Raw genomic sequence first — 16,422 nt, 5'->3', positions numbered from 1 at the left:
CACACCATGACCATCCTGATCGGCTACGTACCCACACCGGTAGGCGAGGCGGCCCTCGAGGCCGGCCTGGCCGAGGCGGCGGCACGCGGCGACGACGTCGTGATCGTCAACAGCCCGCGCCGCGGCGCGACCGTGGACGCCGACCTCGTCGACGAGGCCGCGGCGGCGAAGCTCGTCGCCCGCGCCGAAGCGGCCGGGGTGAGCGCCCGGGTCGACCACACCGCGCACGGTGCCGACGTCGTGGAGACGTTCGACGGCCTGGTCGCCTCGACCGGCGCCCGGCTGATCGTGATCGGGCTGCGCCGCCGCTCGCCGGTCGGCAAGGCACTGCTGGGCAGCGACGCCCAGCGCATCCTGCTCGACGCCGGCGTGCCGGTCCTCGCCGTGAAGCCGACCGCATGACCGCCGCCGGACCCAACGGAAGCCGGATCTCGAAGGTCGTCGTCACGCCGGTCGCGTTCGGCGACCCGCCGCTGCTCAACGTGGTCGGCGTCCATCAGCCGTGGGCGCTGCGCGCGATCGTCGAGCTCCACACCGACACCGGCCTGGTCGGCCTCGGCGAGACGTACGCCGACGAGACCCACCTCGCCCGCCTCGACGCCGTTGCCGCCGCCCTGCCCGGGCAGGACCCCTACGACACCCACGGCCTGCGGCGGCTCGTCGTCGACGTGCTCGGCAAGGAGACCAGGGGGGCGGGTGCCTCCTTCGGCGGCATGCTCGACGTCTCCTCAGCGGTCGACACCGTCTACTCCCCCTTCGAGGTCGCCTGCCTCGACCTGGTCGCCCGCGAGGCGGACCGCCCGGTCAGCGACCTGCTCGGCGGCGCGGTGCGCGACCGGGTGCCGTTCAGCGGCTACCTGTTCTACAAGTGGGCCGGTCACCCCGGCCAGCCCGACGACGAATGGGGCGAGGCGCTGAACCCCGACCAGATCGTCGCCCAGGCGAACCGGATGGTCGACGGCTGGGGCTTCGGCTCGCTCAAGCTGAAGGGCGGGGTGTTCCATCCCGACGAGGAGTGCGCCGCGATCGAGGCGCTCCGCGACGCTTTCCCCGGCCTGCCGCTCCGGCTGGACCCCAACGGCGCCTGGACACCGGAGACGTCGGTGAAGGTCGCCGAGCGGCTCGCGGGCGTCGTGGAGTATCTCGAGGACCCCACCCCCGGGATCGAGGGGATGGCGCAGGTCGCGGCCCGGACCGACGTACCTCTGGCCACCAACATGTGCGTGATCGCCTTCGAGCACCTCAAGCCCGCGATCGCGGTCGACGCGGTCCAGATCGTGCTCTCCGACCATCATCTGTGGGGCGGGCTGCGCCAGTCGGCGCTGCTGGGCGGCATCACCGACACTTTCGGGATGGGCCTGTCGATGCACAGCAACTCCCACCTGGGCGTCTCGCTAGCCGCGATGGTCCACCTGGCCGCCGCCACCCCGAACCTGACCTACGCCTGCGACACCCACTACCCGTGGAAGACCCAGGACGTCGTACGCCCCGGGGTGCTCGACTTCAGCGACGGCGCGATCGCGGTGCCGACGGGTCCGGGCCTCGGCGTCGAGCTGGATCGTGACCTGCTCGGCGAGCTCCACGAGCAGTACCTCACCTGCGGCGTCCGCCGCCGGGAGGACACCGTCTACATGCGTACGTTCGAGCCGGACTTCACCCCGAACACGTCGCGCTGGTGAGCCACCCAGGGCGATACCTTCGAGGTATCGCCTGATGCGATAAGTGGCTTGGACACGAATCGCACATCCTGACAGTCTCCTGTGACCGGGGCCACATTCGGCTCCGCCCCACAACTCTGGCTGGCAGGAGCAGACACCGGTGACAGGGACCGACTCGGGAAGGACCGGCACCGTTCCGGTCGTCGGCTATGCCTACCCCTGGGACGTGATCGGCGACCCGGAGTTCGCCGATCGCGCCCGGGGCCTCGGGGTCACGAAGGTCGCCCTCGCCGCGGCCTACCACACCACCCGCGCCGCGACCCCGCTCCACCCCGAGCACCGGATCGTCGAGGCCCGCAGTGCGGCGCTCTACCGCCCGTTCCGCGCCGGGGCCTGGGACGGCGCCCGGCTGGTGCCGCCGGCGGCGGCCTGGGTCGCTGCGGAGGACCCCTACGGTGAGGCCGCCGCCCTCCTGACCGAGGCGGGGTTCGAGGTCGCTGCCTGGATCGTGCTGACCCACTCCACGCTCCTCGGCGAGGACCATCCGGACCTCGCAGTCGTCAACTGCTGGGACGAGCCCTACCCCTACGCGCTGTGCGTCCGCCACGAGGACGTCCGTCGCTACGCGGAGACCCTGGCCGCCGAGGCCGTCCGCGACACCCCGACCTCGACGGCCATCCTGGAGGCGTGCGGCCAGCTCGGGTTCGGCCACGGCGGGCACCACGAGAAGACCGACGGCGCCTACGACGCCGCCACCCAGGACCTGCTCTCGATCTGCTGCTGCCCGGCCTGCCGCGAGGACTGGGCCGCCCGCGGGCTCGACGCCGAGGCCACCGTGGCGGCGCTACGTGCCGCGACCGGGCCGGATGACGCCGGAGCGACGGTGGACGCAGCGGCTCTGGACACGATCCTCGCCTCCCGCCACGCCGCGACCGACGAGCTCCGTCACCGGGTGGTCGGGGCCGTCCGCGAGGCCGCCCCCGACATCGCCGAGATCGCCCTGCACGCCCAGCCCGACCCCTGGGCGACCGGAGCCAGTCCCGGGCTCACCCCGACCACGGCCGACGACGTCGACCTGGTCGTCTCCTTCTGCTGGCCGACGACCGAGGCGTCGGTGGAGACCGGGCGCCGGCTCGTCGAGGCGGTCGGCGGCAGGGCAGCGGCCGCTGCGTACGTCACCGTTCTCCCGCCCACCACCGAGGACGCCTTCGGTGAGCACGTGCGGGCGCTGGTCGACGCCGGGATCGACCAGATCCACCTCTACCACCTCGGCCTGGCCGGCGCCGACCGGCAGCACCTGCTCGCCGAGGCGACCAAGGTCCCCACCATCTCCGCGAAGAGGACGGAATGACGGCATGAACACATCGATGGAGAACGGAACGCTCAAGCGCGCCTGGCGCGCGCTCGACACGGTCTTCGAGATCTTCTGCATCGTGTGCCTGGTCGCCACGCTGCTGATCGTGCTGTGGCAGGTGTTCAGCCGCGAGGTGCTGAGCAACTCCCCCAGCTGGAGCGAGGAGAGCGCCCGGATCCTGCTGGTCTGGGTCGGGTTCCTCGGTGCCACGATCGGCTTCCGCGAGGGCGCCCACATCGCCGTCACCTTCCTGGTGGACAGGTTCCCCGCGATGGTCCGGTCGGTGATCGACCGCATCGTCCAGGTGCTGCTGCTCGGCTTCGGGCTCTTCCTGATCGTCCAGGGCAGCCAGTTCGTCGTCGACGCCCAGGCGGCGACCCTGCCCGGCACCGGGCTCCCCCGCAGCGTGCTCTACCTGATGATGCCGGTCGCCGGCGCCATGCTCATCCTCTACACCGTCCTCCAGGCCTTCGGCATCAGCACCCAGCGCTACGCCGAGCCTGACGACGCGGCCGAGATCGCCTGAGCCGCCGAAAGCCGGATGCCGAAAGTTCGAATGGAGCCCCCATGCCTATCGATCCCCTTGCCATCGCCATCCTGCTGGGCAGTTTCGTCGTCCTGATCCTGCTCCGCATCCCCGTCGCCCTGGCCCTTGCCCTGGCCGCGCTCTTCGAGGCGCTCTACATCGGCCTCCCGCTGACCGTCGTGGGCCAGCGGATGGTCGCCGGTCTCGACACCTTCGCCCTGCTGGCCATCCCGTTCTTCATCCTCGGTGGCGAGATCATGGGCGCCGGCGGCATCTCCCGCCGCCTGATCGCGCTCGCCGGCCTGTTCGTCGGCTGGATCCGCGGCGGTCTCGGGATGGTCAACATCGGCGCCAGCACCTTCTTCGGCGCCCTGTCCGGCTCCTCGGTCGCGGACGTCTCCGCGATCGGGTCGGTGACCATCCCGATGATGAAGAAGCGCGGCTACGACACCGACTACGCGGTCGCGGTCACCGTCTCCGGCGCCACCCAGGCGGTCATGATCCCGCCGAGCCACAACCTGATCATCTACTCGATGGCCGCGGGCGGGGTCTCGATCGGCGCCCTGTTCACCGCCGGTGTGGTGCCCGGGATCATGCTCGGCGCGGCGCTGATGGTGATGGCGTACGTCCTGGCGGTCAGGCGCGGCTACCCGAAGGAGGAGCTGGTCCCGCTCAAGGACGTACCGAAGATCGTCGGCGAGGGGCTGCTCAGCCTGCTGATGCCGGTGATCATCCTCGGCGGCATCCTCAGCGGCGTCTTCACCGCGACCGAGTCGGCGGCGATCGCCTGCCTGTACGCCTTCGTCCTGACGTTCTTCGTCTACCGCGACCTGCCGCTGAAGGCGATGATCCCGATCCTGCAGAGCGCGCTGCGCACCCTCGGCGTGGTGCTGTTCATCATCGCGGCGGCCGGCGCCTTCGGCTACTTCCTGGCGTTCCTGCAGGTGCCGGCGCTGGCCACCGACGCCCTCCTCGGCATCTCGGACAACATCGTCGTGGTCCTGCTGCTGGTCAACCTGCTGCTGCTCGTGCTCGGCGCGATCATGGACATGGCCCCGCTGATCGTGATCATGACGCCGATCCTGCTGCCGGTGGCCACCGGTCTCGGCATGGACCCGGTCCAGTTCGGGATCATGCTCGTCTTCAACCTGGCCATCGGCCTGATCACCCCGCCGGTCGGCAACGTCCTCTTCGTCGGCTGCGCCATCGGACGTACGTCCATCGAGAAGGTCATCAGGACCGTCGGCCTCTTCCTGATCCCGATGCTCGTGGTCCTGCTGCTGATCACGTACGTCCCGTTCTTCTCCCTCGCCCTCCCCGATGCGCTCGGACAGTAGTCACCATCGAAAGGAACGAACCATGAACACCCTCACATCCCCCCGGCCGGTCGCCCGGCGCTCCCTGTTCAAGGCCGGCGCCTTCGGTGCCGCAGCGGTGGCCGGCGGCCTCGCGCTCAGCGCCTGCGGCGGCGGATCCTTGCGCGGCAGCGGCGGAGGCGGCGACTCGTTGACCTTCAAGCTGGCCGAGACCCACCCCGACGACTACCCCACCACCCTGGGCGACAAGAAGTTCGCCGAGCTGGCCGAGAAGTACACCGACGGCCGGATCAAGATCCAGGTCTACCCCAACGCCCAGCTCGGCGAGGAGTCCGACGCGATCGAGCAGGTGCAGATGGGCTCGATCGAGATGACCCGGATCAGCTCGGCCCCGATGGGCGAGTTCGTGCCCGCGATGGGGCTGTTCAGCCTGCCGTACCTCTTCGACGACGCCGACCACCTGTGGCGCTTCCTGGACAGCGAGAACGGCAAGAAGCTGCTCGGCGAGGCCGAGGGGGCCGGCTTCAAGGGGCTCGGCTACTTCGACCCCGGTGCCCGCAGCTTCTACACCTCGAAGAAGGCCATCAAGGCACCGGCCGACGTCAAGGGGCTCAAGATCCGGGTCCAGGAGTCGCAGGTGCAGATCGACTTCATCAAGGCCCTCGGCGGCTCCCCCACCCCGATGGACTACGGCGAGGTCTACAGCTCGCTGCAGAGCGGGCTGCTCGACGGTGCCGAGAACAACGAGCCGTCCTACTACTCCGCCTCCCACTACGAGGTGGCGAAGAACTACACCCTCGACCGGCACATGCGGGTCGCCGAGGTGCTGCTCATCAACAAGGACACCTGGGACGGGCTCGACTCCGCGGACCAGGAGGCCCTCCAGAAGGCGGCCGACGAGGCCACCCCGTTCCAGCGCGAGAAGTGGGACGCCCAGGTCGAGACCGACCTGGAGAAGCTGCGCGGCGAGGGCGTCACGATCAACGAGATCACCGACCTCACCCCCTGGCGCGAGGCGACCCGGTCCGTCATCGACAAGCACGGCGCCGACCTCGGCACCTACATCGACGCCGTCGAGGAGCTGCGCAGCGCATGACCCAAACCGTGCTGATCACCGGGGCCAACGGCGGGGTCGGGCGGTTGATGCGCACCCGCCTGGCCCGCGAGGGCCGGGTGCTTCGCCTCCTCGACGTCGTACGTCCCGAGGACCCCGCCGAGGGCGAGGCCGTCGAGATCATCGAGGCGTCGGTGACCGACGAGGCCGCGATGCGCGCCGCCTGCGAGGGCGCGGAGGCGGTCATCCACCTGGGTGGGATCAGCGTCGAGGCCCCGTGGGACGGCATCCTCTCCGCCAACATCGACGGCACCCGGGTGGTCCTGGAGGCCGCCCGGGACGCCGGGGTCGCGCGGGTCGTGCTCGCCTCGAGCAACCACGCGGCCGGGTTCTACGACCTCGACGAGGCACCGGAGGGCGGGCTCCCGGCCGACGCCTTCCCACGGCCGGACACCTACTACGGGGTCAGCAAGGTCGCGATGGAGGCGCTCGGGAGTCTGTTCCACGACCGCTACGGCATCGACGTGACCGCGCTGCGGATCGGCTCGTGCTTCGAGAAGCCCTGGGACCGCCGCTCCCTGTGGACGTGGATGTCGCCCGACGACTGCGCCCGGCTCCTCGAGGCCTGCCTGGCCACCCCCGGGCCCGGCTTCCGGGTGGTGTGGGGCATCTCCCGCAACACCCGGCGCTGGTGGTCGCTGGCCGAGGGCGAGGCGATCGGCTACCACCCGCAGGACGACTCCGAGATCTACGCCGCTGAGGTTCCGCAGGAGCCGGCGGAGCGGCTGGCGGGCGGGAAGTTCTGCTCCACACCGCTCGGGGAGCACATGTAGTGGCTCAGCTGCCCAACAGGCGCCGGCGGGTGCTGCCCAGGTGCACCCGCATCGCGGCCCGGGCGGTGTCGGCATCGCCGGCCAGGATCGCGGCGGCGACGTTGTCGTGCTCGCGCTGGACCCGCTCGACATGGAGCGCGTCGCTGGGCGAGTAGGCGTCGCCGAGCCGGGTGCGCGGCAGCATGATCATCATCGGCCCGAGCGAGTCCATCAGGTCGAGATAGAAGCGGTTGCCGGTCGCGGCCGCGACGGCACGGTGGAAGGCGAAGTCGGCCTCCACCGCGCCGTCGGGATGCGCGGTGGCCAGCGCGGCGAGCGCCTCCTCGATCATGCGCGAGCCCTGCTCGTCGAGGTGGGCGGCGGCCAGGGCCGCCGCCTCGCACTCCACGCCGAGCCGGAAGTCGACCATGTCGAGCACGTCGTGCTGCGTACGGATCGCGGAGGACTCCAGCGCGAACGGCGAGGGCTCCGGCACCGCCAGGACGTACGAGCCACGGCCCTGGAAGGTCTCGACGAGGCCCTCGGCGCGCAGGCGGGTGACCGCCTCGCGCGCCACCGTCCGCGACACGCCATAGGTGCCGACCAGGTCGGACTCCGAGGGCAGCTTCGCCCCCGGAGCGAGGTCCCCGGCCAGGATCTGGTCCTTGATCCCGGATACGACGCGGTCGGCGAGCCCGGCGCTGATGCTCATGCTGAGAACTTAGCGGTCTCCACGGTGAGCTTGCGCATCTGGTCGCTGAGCGTGAAGCCGAGTCCGGGGCGGTCCGGCACCCACATCTGGCCGTCGTGGATGTCGATGCGCTCCTCGAAGAGCGGGTTGAGCCACTCGAAGTGCTCGACCCACGGCTCGGTCAGGTAGGCCGCGGCGAGGTGCAGGTGGATCTCCATCGCGTAGTGCGGTGCGAGCGCGAGACCGGCGTGGGCGGCGAGGGTGGCGAACTTCAGGAACGGGGTGATCCCGCCGATGCGCGGCGCGTCGGGCTGCACGATGCCGCGGTAGCCCGCGTCGATCAGCGCCATGTGCTCCGGCACCGAGGTGAGCATCTCGCCGGTGGCGATCGGCGTGTCGAACGTACGCGACAGATCGGCGTGGCCGACCGCGTCCCAGGCGTCGAGCGGCTCCTCGATCCAGATCAGGTCGAACTGCTCCAGCTCGCGGCACATCCGGCGGGCGCGGGCGCGGTCCCACTGCTGGTTGGCGTCGACCATGAACGGGGTGTCGCCGAGATGCTCGCGCAGCGCGGCGACGCGGCGCAGGTCCTCGGCCCAGTCGGGCTGGCCGACCTTGATCTTGATGCCGCCGATGCCGGCCTCGAGCGACGCGGTCGCCTTCTCCTTGATCTCCTCGACGCTCGCCTGGAGGAAGCCGCCGGAGGTGTTGTAGACGCGGCAGGAGTCGCGGTGGGCGCCGAGAAGCTTGGCCAGCGGCAGGCCGGCACGCCGGGCCTTGAGGTCGTAGAGCGCCACGTCGAGGGCGGCCACGGCCTGGGTCGCGACACCGCTGCGCCCGACCGAGGCGCCGGCCCACATCAGCGACTCGTAGATCTTGGCGATGTCGGAGGGGTCCTGGCCGATGGCGACCTGAGCGATCTCCTTGAGGTGGGCGAACTGCGCGGGGCCACCGGCCCGCTTGGAGTAGCTGAAGCCCATCCCTTCGAGGCCCTGCTCGGTGGTCACCTCGACGAAGAGCAGCACGGTCTCGGTGAGCGGCTTCTGCCGCCCGGTGAGCACCTTGGCGTCGCTGACCGGGTTCTCGAGCGGGAGGACGACGTGGGAGAGGGTCAGTGAGGTGATGCGGTCGGCGGCCATGGCGGGATGCTCCTCGATGGGCTAAGTTGTATGACAAGTGTAGAACTTATCCGATGAGTGATGAGGAGTCCAGAGCGTGACCGCCAGTTCTCAGGTTGCCCGGCAGACCGTCCGGCAGATTCCCCGATGGCGCGATCTCGCACCGTTCCTGCGGCCGCGCCCGTTCCACTGGCGCGCGGGCGACCGGCGGCTGGCCCGCTGCCTCGGCGTGGACGACCTGGAGCGGGCCGCCCGCCGGCGAGTGCCGGCGGCGGTGTGGGACTACGTCTACGGCGGCTCGGACGGCGAGAACGCGATGCGCCGCAACCGGGAGGCCTTCGACCGCGTGGAGCTGCGGCCCACGGCCTTCGGCCAGGTGGGCGAGCCGGAGGTGCGTACGACGATCCTCGGGCGGCCCGCGGCGGCACCCGTCGTGCTGGCACCGACCGGCTACACCCGGCTCAGCCACCACACCGGCGAGCGCGCGGTCGCAGCGGCGGCGGCTGCCGCGGGGCTGCCCTACACGCTCTCGACGTACGCGACGACCTCGATCACCGACGTAGCCGGCGCGGCCCCGCAGGGACGCAACTGGTTCCAGGTCTACCTGATGAAGGACCGCGCGGTGACGCTCGACCACCTGACCGAGGCGGCCTCGCAGGGCTATGAGGCACTGATGCTGACCATCGACACGACCGTGACGGGGATGAAGCGCAAGGACAAGCTCAACGGGTTCGCGATCCCTCCCCGGCTGAGCCTGCGTACGTTCGCGGGCATGGCCCGCCACCCGGGCTGGGTCGCCGACATCCTGACCACCGAGCCGCTGCGGTTCGCGACGTTTCCCGAGGGGTCGCACCACGGCCGCTGGGGCATGTCCAACGAGCTGCGCGAGCAGGCGATCCGGCCATCCGACATCGGCTGGCTCAAGGAGCACTGGGACGGTCCGGTGGTGGTCAAGGGCGTGCTCTCGGTCGCCGACGCCGTCGCGTGCGTCGAGGCCGGGGCCGACGCGCTGGTGCTCTCCAACCACGGCGGCCGTCAGCTCGACCGGGCGCCGGTGCCGCTGGAGCTGCTCCCGGCGGTGGTCGACGCGGTCGGTGACCGGACCGAGGTGTACGTCGACTCCGGCGTCCGCTCCGGCGGCGACATCGCCGCCGCGCTCGGCCTCGGCGCCCGCGGCGTGATGATCGGCCGGCCCTACCTCTACGGCCTGATGGTCGGCGGCCGGCAAGGGGTCGACGCCACCCTGAGGCTGCTGGTCGACGAGCTGCGGCGGGCGATGTGCCTGCTCGGCACCCCCGACATCGCCGCGATCGGCCCCGAGCACGTAAGGCTGCGGGCAGCATGACCACCGACCTCGTCGACGACCTGCGCGCCGCTCTCGGCGCGAGCGCGGTCCTGACCGAGCCGGCCGACATGGCGGCGTACGTCACCGACTGGACCGGCAGCTTCACCGGCACCGCCCTCGCGGTGGTGCGCCCGGCCTCCACCGCGGAGGTGGCGACGGCGGTCCGGCTCTGCGCGGCGGCGGGCGTCGGGGTCGTCCCGCAGGGCGGCAACACCGGCCTCGTCGGCGGCGGCGTACCCGACTCCGGCGGCGACCAGGTCGTGCTCTCGCTCGGCCGGATGCGGCGGATCCGGGAGGTCGATCCCGTCGCCGACACCGTCGCCGTCGAGGCCGGCGCCCCGCTCGCCACGGTCCAGGAGGCTGCGGCCGCCGCCGGGCGGCTCTTCCCGCTCTCGCTCGGCTCGGAGGGCTCGTGCACCATCGGCGGCACGATCGCGACCAACGCCGGTGGCACCGCCGTGCTGCGCTACGGGATGATGCGCGAGCTGGTGCTCGGGCTGGAGGTCGTGCTCCCCGACGGCCGGGTCTGGGACGGGCTGCGGCCGCTGCGCAAGGACAACACCGGCTACGACCTCAAGCAGCTCTTCATCGGCTCCGAAGGCACGCTCGGCGTGGTCACCGCGGCGGTGCTTCGGCTGCTGCCCGCGACGCCGCGCCGGGCGACCGCGTTCCTGGCGCTCGAGTCGGTGTCTGCCGCCACCGCGCTGCTTCCGCTGCTCCGCGAACACGGCGGCGGGCAGCTGACCACCTGGGAGCTGCTCGGCCGGCAGGCACTCGACCTCGTCGTGGCCCACCTGCCGGGGGTCCGCGACCCGTTCGCGGACCGGCACGAGTGGTACGGCCTCGTCGAGCTCGCCGGCACCTCCGCCGATGTGGACGAACGGCTCGAGTCGGCGCTCGAGGCCGCGGCCTCACAGGGGCTGATCATCGATGCCGTGGTCGCCGGCAGTCCCGCCCAGCGCGACTCCCTGTGGGCGCTGCGCGAGGGGGTCTCGGAGGCGCAGAAGAGCGAGGGCGCCACCCTCAAGCACGACGTCACGCTGCCGATCACGGCGCTGGCCCGGTTCGTCGCCGAGGTCGGTCCCCGGTTGCCGGAGGCGCTGCCGGGGCTGCGGCTGGTGACGTACGGCCACATCGGGGACGGCAACCTGCACTACAACATTTCCGCCCCCGTCGGCGACGACGCGGCGCTCCGCGCTCGGGCGAGCGAGCTGACCCGGATCGTCTACGACGCCGTCACCGCGCTCGGTGGCAGCATCTCCGCCGAGCACGGGATCGGCGCGCTCAAGCGGGATGCTGCGGCTGCGTACAAGACGGGTGTCGAGGTCGACCTCCTGCGAGCCGTGAAGCAGGCGATCGACCCCGGCGGGGTCATGAACCCTCGCAAGGTGCTGTGAGTCTTCCGGTCTCCAGGATCTGCCTGAAGCAGAACCGCTTGCCGCGTGGCGCTCGCGGGTGATTGCGTGTCCGCATGCGAATCCTGGTGCTCGGCGGCACGGTCTTCCTCTCCCGCGCGGTGGCGGAGTCGGCAGTACGCAGCGGTCACGAGGTGGTCTGCGCAGCGCGCGGCCGGTCGGGAACCGTCCCGGAGGGCGCGGACCTGGTGCCGTGGGACCGCACCGAGACACCTCCCTCCGCCCTGACGACTGCGAAGTTCGACGCGGTCGTCGACGTGGCCCGGACCCCCTCGTGGGTTCGCTCCGCGGTCGCCGCCTTCGGCGAGGCCCACTGGGTCTTCGTCTCGACCATCAGCGTGTACGCCGACCACGGCACCCCCGGCGGCACCCCGGACTCGCTCCCTCTCCTCGCCCCGACGACGGACGACGTCGAGGGCGACGATCCCGATGCGTACGGCTCGATGAAGGTCGCCTGCGAGGATCTCGTCCGCGCGGGTGCGGCCTCAGCCACCGTCGTCCGCCCCGGCCTGATCGTGGGCCCAGGAGACCCCAGCGGCCGGTTCTCCTACTGGCCGCGGCGCCTGAACGCCGGCGGCGAGATCCTCGCTCCCGGCTCGCCCGACGACAGCACCCAGGTCATCGACGTACGCGACCTGGCGGACTGGATCCTCCACTGCGCCACCGCCCGGGTGGAGGGCACCTTCGACGCCACCGGTCCGTCGATGCCGATCAGCACCCTGCTGACCGAGACCGCGAGCGGCGTCGGCACCACCCCGATCTGGAGCTGGCTCCCTCAGGACTTCCTCCAGGCCAACGACGTCGACCCCTGGTCAGGCCCCGGCTCGATCCCGCTGTGGCTCCCCCGCCCCGAGTACGACGGGATGCTCGCCCACGACACCACCTCGGCCATGGCAGCCGGCCTCACCACCCGCCCGATCGCCGAGACCGTCCGCGACACCCTCGCCTGGCTGCAGGCCTCCCCCGATGCGTACGTCACGGGCATCTCGCCCACCCGCGAGGCCGAGCTCCTCGACGTATGGCGTCAGAGCCCCTGGGCGACCCGGTAGAACACCTGGTTCCAGCGCACCTGGTCGGCGAAGCCGCGCCGGGTGGTCGACTCGTCGATGACCAGCAGCTCGGTGCGGGCGATGTTCGCGAAGACCTCGAAGGCCTCGATCCCGGCGGCGGTCGACATCACCGTGTGGTGCGCGCCGCCGGCGGTCAGCCAGGCCTCGGCCGAGGTGGCGAAGTCGGGGCGCGGGGTCCAGACGGCGCGCGCGACCGGCAGGTTGGGCAGCTCCTGGGTCGGGGGTACGACGTCGACGACGTTGGCGGTCAGCCGGAACCGGTCGCGCATGTCGGCCAGGGAGACGACCACCGCGCCCTCGACCGAGTCGGCGTCGAAGACCATCCGGACCGGGTCCTCGCGGTCGCCGATCCCCAGCGGGTGGATCTCCACGCGCGGGGTGGCGGTGGTCAGCGAGGGGCAGACCTCGAGCATGTGGGCACCGAGGATCACCTCCACGCCGGGAGTGAGGTCGTAGGTGTAGTCCTCCATCAGGGAGGCGCCGCCGGGCAGCCCCTCCCCCATCACCTTGGCGGCACGCACGAGGACGGCGGTCTTCCAGTCGCCCTCGGCGCCGAAGCCGTAGCCCTTGCTCATCAGTCGCTGCACGGCGATGCCGGGGAGCTGGCGCAGGCCGCCGAGGTCCTCGAAGTTGGTGGTGAACGCCTTCGCGTTCCGCTCCACCAGGAACGCCTCCATGGCGATCTCCTGGCGGGCGGCGTAGCGGAGCGAGTCGTGGCGCTCGCCGCCCTTGCGGAGCTCGGGGACGACGTCGTAGAGCTCCTCGTACTCGGCGACGAGCGCGTCCACGGCCGCCTCGTCGACGGCCTCGACGGCCGCCACCAGGTCGTTCACCCCCCAGGTGTTCACCGAGACGCCGAACCGCAGCTCGGCCTCGGTCTTGTCGCCCTCGGTGACCGCGACGTTGCGCATGTTGTCGCCGAAGCGGACCAGGTTGAGCCCGTGGGTGGCCGCCCAGCCGGCGGCGCCGCGGACCCAGGTGCCGACGCGGCGGGTGACCGCCGGGTTGGAGACGTGGCCGACGACGGTGGTGCGGGCGACGCCGAGGCGGGTGGCGATGTAGGCGTACTCACGGTCGCCGTGGGCGGCCTGGTTGAGGTTCATGAAGTCCATGTCGATCTCCGACCAGGGGAGCTCGACATTGGCCTGGGTGTGCAGGTGCAGCAGCGGCTTCTGCAGGGTGTCCAGGCCGGCGATCCACATCTTGGCCGGGCTGAAGGTGTGCATCCAGGTGATCACACCGAGGACGTTGTCGTCGGAGTTGGCCTCGAGCATCGCCCGGCGGATGGCCGCGGAGTCCTTCAGGACGGGCTTCCATACGACCTTCGCCGGTACGTCCGAGGCGTCGTCCAGGGCGCGGGCGACCTCCTGGGACTGCTCGGCGACCTGGCGAAGGGTCTCCTCGCCGTAGAGGTCCTGGCTGCCGGTGAAGAACCAGACCTCGCGGTCGCCATAGGGTTTCCGGGCAGTGGGCTTGCTCATGTGGTGGGGGTCCTTCCGATGCTGGATGTGGTTCGAGGGCGGCGCAGCTCAGTGCTGGCCGTAGACGTTCTGGTAGCGGTCGTAGAGGGAGTCGATGTGGCCCTGGTCGATCGGCAGCGGCAGCCCGAGCTGGCGCGCGATGTGCACCGTGCGGGCGACCTCCTCGCACATCACCGCAGCCTTGACCGCGGCGCGGCCGTCCTTGCCGATCGTGAACGGGCCGTGGTTCCGCATCAGCACGGCCGGGCTGCGCGACTCGCGCAGGGTCTCCACGATGCCGCGGCCGATCGAGTCGTCGCCGATGATCGCGAACGGGCCGACCGGGACCGGGCCGCCGAACTCGTCGGCCATCATCGTGAGCACGCAGGGGATCTCCTCCCCGCGGGCCGCCCAGGCCGTGGCGTAGGTGGAGTGGGTGTGGACCACTCCCCCGACCTCGGGCATGTGGGCATAGACGTACGCGTGGGCGGCCGTGTCCGAGGACGGTGACCGCTCGCCCTCGACGAGGTTGCCGGCCAGGTCGCACACGACCATCGCCTCGGCGGTGATGTCCTCGTAGGCGACGCCGGACGGCTTGATCACGAGCAGGTCCTCGCCGTCGGGGTTCGGCACCCGCTCGGAGACGTTGCCGGCGGTCCACACGATCAGCTCCCAGCGGGGCAGCTCGGCGTGCAGCGCGGCGACGCGCTCCTTGGTGGCATCGACGGCGTCGCGAAGCGCGGCGGGTACGCCGGTCATCACTGGTCTCCTTCTGCTGCAGTGGGGGTGTGTGAGGCCACGGCGGCGCGCTCGATGTCGAGCCCGGCCTCGTAGCGCTCGAGGTAGGTCCGGAACCCGGCCAGGTCGGCGGCATCCGGCTCGACGACCTCGAGGTCGATGTCGCCGAAGACGCGCTCGGCGAGATAGGCGCTCAGGGTCAGGTCGCTGCCGGCCGCCACCGATCGGGCGTACGCCGCCAGGACCGCGATCCCCCAGGCACCGCCCTCACCGGCGGTGCGACCGACCGCCACCGGAGCCCCGGTGGCCGCGGCGAGCAGGCGCTGGGCGACGCCCGCGGTGCGGAACAGGCCACCGTGGGCGAACATCGCGTCGATCTCGACGCCCTGGTCGGCGAGCACGCGCATGCCGAGGGCGAGGGTGCCGAAGACGCCGTAGACCTGGGCGCGGGCGAACCCGGCGAGGTCGAGGCGGCTGCCGGGGGTGCGTACGAACAGCGGGCGGCCCTCGTCGAGCCCGGTGATCGGCTCGCCGGCCAGATAGTTGTAGGCCAGCAGCCCACCGCCGTCGGGCGAGCCCTTCAACGCCGCGGTGAGCAGGGCGCCGAAGACGGCGTCGGGCTCGCAGGGGTGACCGAGCGCGGCGGCGAACTCGCCGAAGACGCCGGCCCAGGCGTCGAGCTCGCTGGCGCCGTTGTTGCAGTGCACCATCGCGACCGGGTCGCCGGCCGGGGTGGTGACGATGTCGATGGCGTGGTGGACGGTGGCCAGCGGCTTCTCGAGCACGACCATCGCGAAGATCGAGGTGCCGGCGCTGACGTTCCCGGTACGCGTGGCGACGGAGTTGGTGGCGACCATCCCGGTGCCGGCGTCACCCTCGGGCGGGCACAGCGGGATGCCGGGCCGGAGCGTGCCGGTGGGGTCGAGCAGCGCGGCACCCTCCGAGGTCAGCCGGCCGGCGTCGGCGCCCGCGGGAAGAACCCTCGGAAGCAGCCCCTCGGCCCGCAGGCCGGGGCGCTTGGCCACGGCCAGGTGGCCCAGCTGCGCCAGCATCCGCTGGTCGTACGTCCCGGTCGCAGGGTCGATGGGGAAGACGCCGGAAGCGTCGCCGACGCCGAGCACGTGCTCACCGGTCAGCGCCCGGTGGACGTAGCCCGCAAGGGTGGTCAGCGAGGCGATCCGGGGCAGGTGGGGCTCGTCGTCGAGGATCGCCTGGTAGAGGTGGGCGACCGACCAGCGCAGCGGGATGTTGGTGCCGAACGTCTCCGACAGCTCAGCAGCGGCCGCCGCGGTGTTGGTGTTGCGCCAGGTGCGGAAGGGAACCAGCAGCTCGCCGGCCTCGTCGAAGGCGAGGTAGCCGTGCATCATCGCCGAGACCCCGATCGCCCCGAAGGTCTCCGGTCGGGCGCCGTAGCGGCGCTCGACCTCGTCGCCGAGCGCGGCGACAGCGCCCTGCACGCCGGCCCAGACCGCCTCGAGCGAGTAGGTCCACAGGCCGTCGACCAGCTCGTTCTCCCACAGGTGGGAGCCGGTGGCGATGGGCGCGTGGTCCGGCCCGACCAGGCACGCCTTGATCGTGGTCGAGCCCAGCTCGATACCGAGCGAGGTCTCTTCGAGGTCAGGCAGCTGCCCTGCTCGCTGCGTCATCACGGCTCCGTTTCTGCCCGACGGCTCGGGGTGGGGTTAGAGGCGATGTGAACGCTAACATATTGCAGGCGGGTTACCGCTGGGTTCCCGCAGACCTCTTGCCGAGACGTCACACCCCGCGGGGGGGGGGGGGGGGGGGGGGGGGCCCCCCCCCCCCCCCGCCGGGGCGGGGCCCCCCCCCCCGGGGGGGGGCCCCCCCCCCCCCCCCCCCCGCCCCCT

The 16,422-nt window shown here is 71.6% G+C and carries 15 protein-coding genes; 10 read left to right on the top strand and 5 right to left on the bottom strand.

Going from position 1 to position 16,422, the window contains the following annotated elements:
* The first annotated feature begins 6 nt into the window (after positions 1–6).
* The 7 genes from ACIA03_RS27310 to ACIA03_RS27280 all read left to right on the top strand — a co-directional run bounded on the left by ACIA03_RS27310 (position 7) and on the right by ACIA03_RS27280 (position 6,741).
* Complete coding sequence (locus ACIA03_RS27310) at positions 7–402, top strand: universal stress protein (protein WP_141795616.1); 396 nt, start codon at positions 7–9, stop codon at positions 400–402.
* Positions 399–1,679 carry a glucarate dehydratase family protein gene (locus ACIA03_RS27305; RefSeq protein WP_396988489.1) on the top strand — a complete coding sequence of 427 codons (1,281 nt, stop codon included), beginning with the start codon at positions 399–401 and terminating at the stop codon, positions 1,677–1,679. Before ACIA03_RS27310 ends, ACIA03_RS27305 begins: the two co-directional genes overlap by 4 nt.
* A 139-nt stretch (positions 1,680–1,818) precedes the next feature.
* Positions 1,819–3,009, top strand: a complete 1,191-nt coding sequence (locus ACIA03_RS27300; RefSeq protein ID WP_396988487.1) for a hypothetical protein — start codon at positions 1,819–1,821, stop codon at positions 3,007–3,009.
* Positions 3,010–3,013: 4 nt separating this feature from the next.
* Complete coding sequence (locus ACIA03_RS27295) at positions 3,014–3,538, top strand: TRAP transporter small permease (protein ID WP_396988485.1); 525 nt, start codon at positions 3,014–3,016, stop codon at positions 3,536–3,538.
* A gap of 41 nt (positions 3,539–3,579) precedes the next feature.
* Positions 3,580–4,875 (top strand): TRAP transporter large permease, encoded by a 1,296-nt coding sequence (locus ACIA03_RS27290; protein WP_396988483.1) that lies wholly within the window; start codon positions 3,580–3,582, stop codon positions 4,873–4,875.
* A gap of 22 nt (positions 4,876–4,897) precedes the next feature.
* Positions 4,898–5,950: a TRAP transporter substrate-binding protein gene (locus ACIA03_RS27285; protein ID WP_396988481.1), complete on the top strand. Its 1,053-nt coding sequence runs from the start codon at positions 4,898–4,900 to the stop codon at positions 5,948–5,950.
* Complete coding sequence (locus tag ACIA03_RS27280) at positions 5,947–6,741, top strand: NAD-dependent epimerase/dehydratase family protein (protein ID WP_396988479.1); 795 nt, start codon at positions 5,947–5,949, stop codon at positions 6,739–6,741. The genes ACIA03_RS27285 and ACIA03_RS27280 overlap by 4 nt, the downstream gene beginning before the upstream one ends.
* A gap of 4 nt (positions 6,742–6,745) precedes the next feature.
* On the opposite strand, the gene ACIA03_RS27275 is transcribed toward ACIA03_RS27280, so the two are convergent.
* Positions 6,746–7,432 (bottom strand): FadR/GntR family transcriptional regulator, encoded by a 687-nt coding sequence (locus ACIA03_RS27275; protein WP_396988477.1) that lies wholly within the window; start codon positions 7,430–7,432, stop codon positions 6,746–6,748.
* Positions 7,429–8,550 (bottom strand): mandelate racemase/muconate lactonizing enzyme family protein, encoded by a 1,122-nt coding sequence (locus ACIA03_RS27270; protein ID WP_396988475.1) that lies wholly within the window; start codon positions 8,548–8,550, stop codon positions 7,429–7,431. Before ACIA03_RS27270 ends, ACIA03_RS27275 begins: the two co-directional genes overlap by 4 nt.
* A 76-nt stretch (positions 8,551–8,626) precedes the next feature.
* Between ACIA03_RS27270 and ACIA03_RS27265 the strand changes: the two genes are divergently transcribed.
* From ACIA03_RS27265 to ACIA03_RS27255, 3 genes are all read left to right on the top strand, one after another.
* Positions 8,627–9,874, top strand: coding sequence for an alpha-hydroxy acid oxidase (locus ACIA03_RS27265; RefSeq protein WP_396988473.1), 1,248 nt, complete (start codon positions 8,627–8,629; stop codon positions 9,872–9,874).
* Positions 9,871–11,271 (top strand): FAD-binding oxidoreductase, encoded by a 1,401-nt coding sequence (locus ACIA03_RS27260; protein ID WP_396988471.1) that lies wholly within the window; start codon positions 9,871–9,873, stop codon positions 11,269–11,271. Before ACIA03_RS27265 ends, ACIA03_RS27260 begins: the two co-directional genes overlap by 4 nt.
* A gap of 74 nt (positions 11,272–11,345) precedes the next feature.
* Positions 11,346–12,338 (top strand): NAD-dependent epimerase/dehydratase family protein, encoded by a 993-nt coding sequence (locus ACIA03_RS27255; protein ID WP_396988469.1) that lies wholly within the window; start codon positions 11,346–11,348, stop codon positions 12,336–12,338.
* On the opposite strand, the gene araA is transcribed toward ACIA03_RS27255, so the two are convergent.
* From araA to ACIA03_RS27240, 3 genes are read right to left on the bottom strand one after another with little or no spacing between them, the layout of a single operon-like run.
* Entirely contained in the window at positions 12,314–13,840 is a 1,527-nt protein-coding gene (araA, locus tag ACIA03_RS27250) for an L-arabinose isomerase (RefSeq protein WP_396988467.1), read from the bottom strand. The two genes, ACIA03_RS27255 and araA, sit on opposite strands and share 25 nt — an antisense overlap.
* 48 nt (positions 13,841–13,888) lie before the next feature.
* Entirely contained in the window at positions 13,889–14,578 is a 690-nt protein-coding gene (locus ACIA03_RS27245) for an L-ribulose-5-phosphate 4-epimerase (RefSeq protein WP_396988465.1), read from the bottom strand.
* Positions 14,578–16,203 (bottom strand): xylulokinase, encoded by a 1,626-nt coding sequence (locus tag ACIA03_RS27240; RefSeq protein WP_396988463.1) that lies wholly within the window; start codon positions 16,201–16,203, stop codon positions 14,578–14,580. The genes ACIA03_RS27245 and ACIA03_RS27240 overlap by 1 nt, the downstream gene beginning before the upstream one ends.
* Between the last annotated feature and the right edge of the window lie 219 nt (positions 16,204–16,422).

The sequence above is a fragment of the Nocardioides sp. NPDC051685 genome (assembly GCF_044453405.1).
Lineage (GTDB): Bacteria > Actinomycetota > Actinomycetes > Propionibacteriales > Nocardioidaceae > Nocardioides.
Note: the sequence above shows the minus strand (reverse complement) of the source record. Positions and strands in the feature narration are given on the sequence as shown.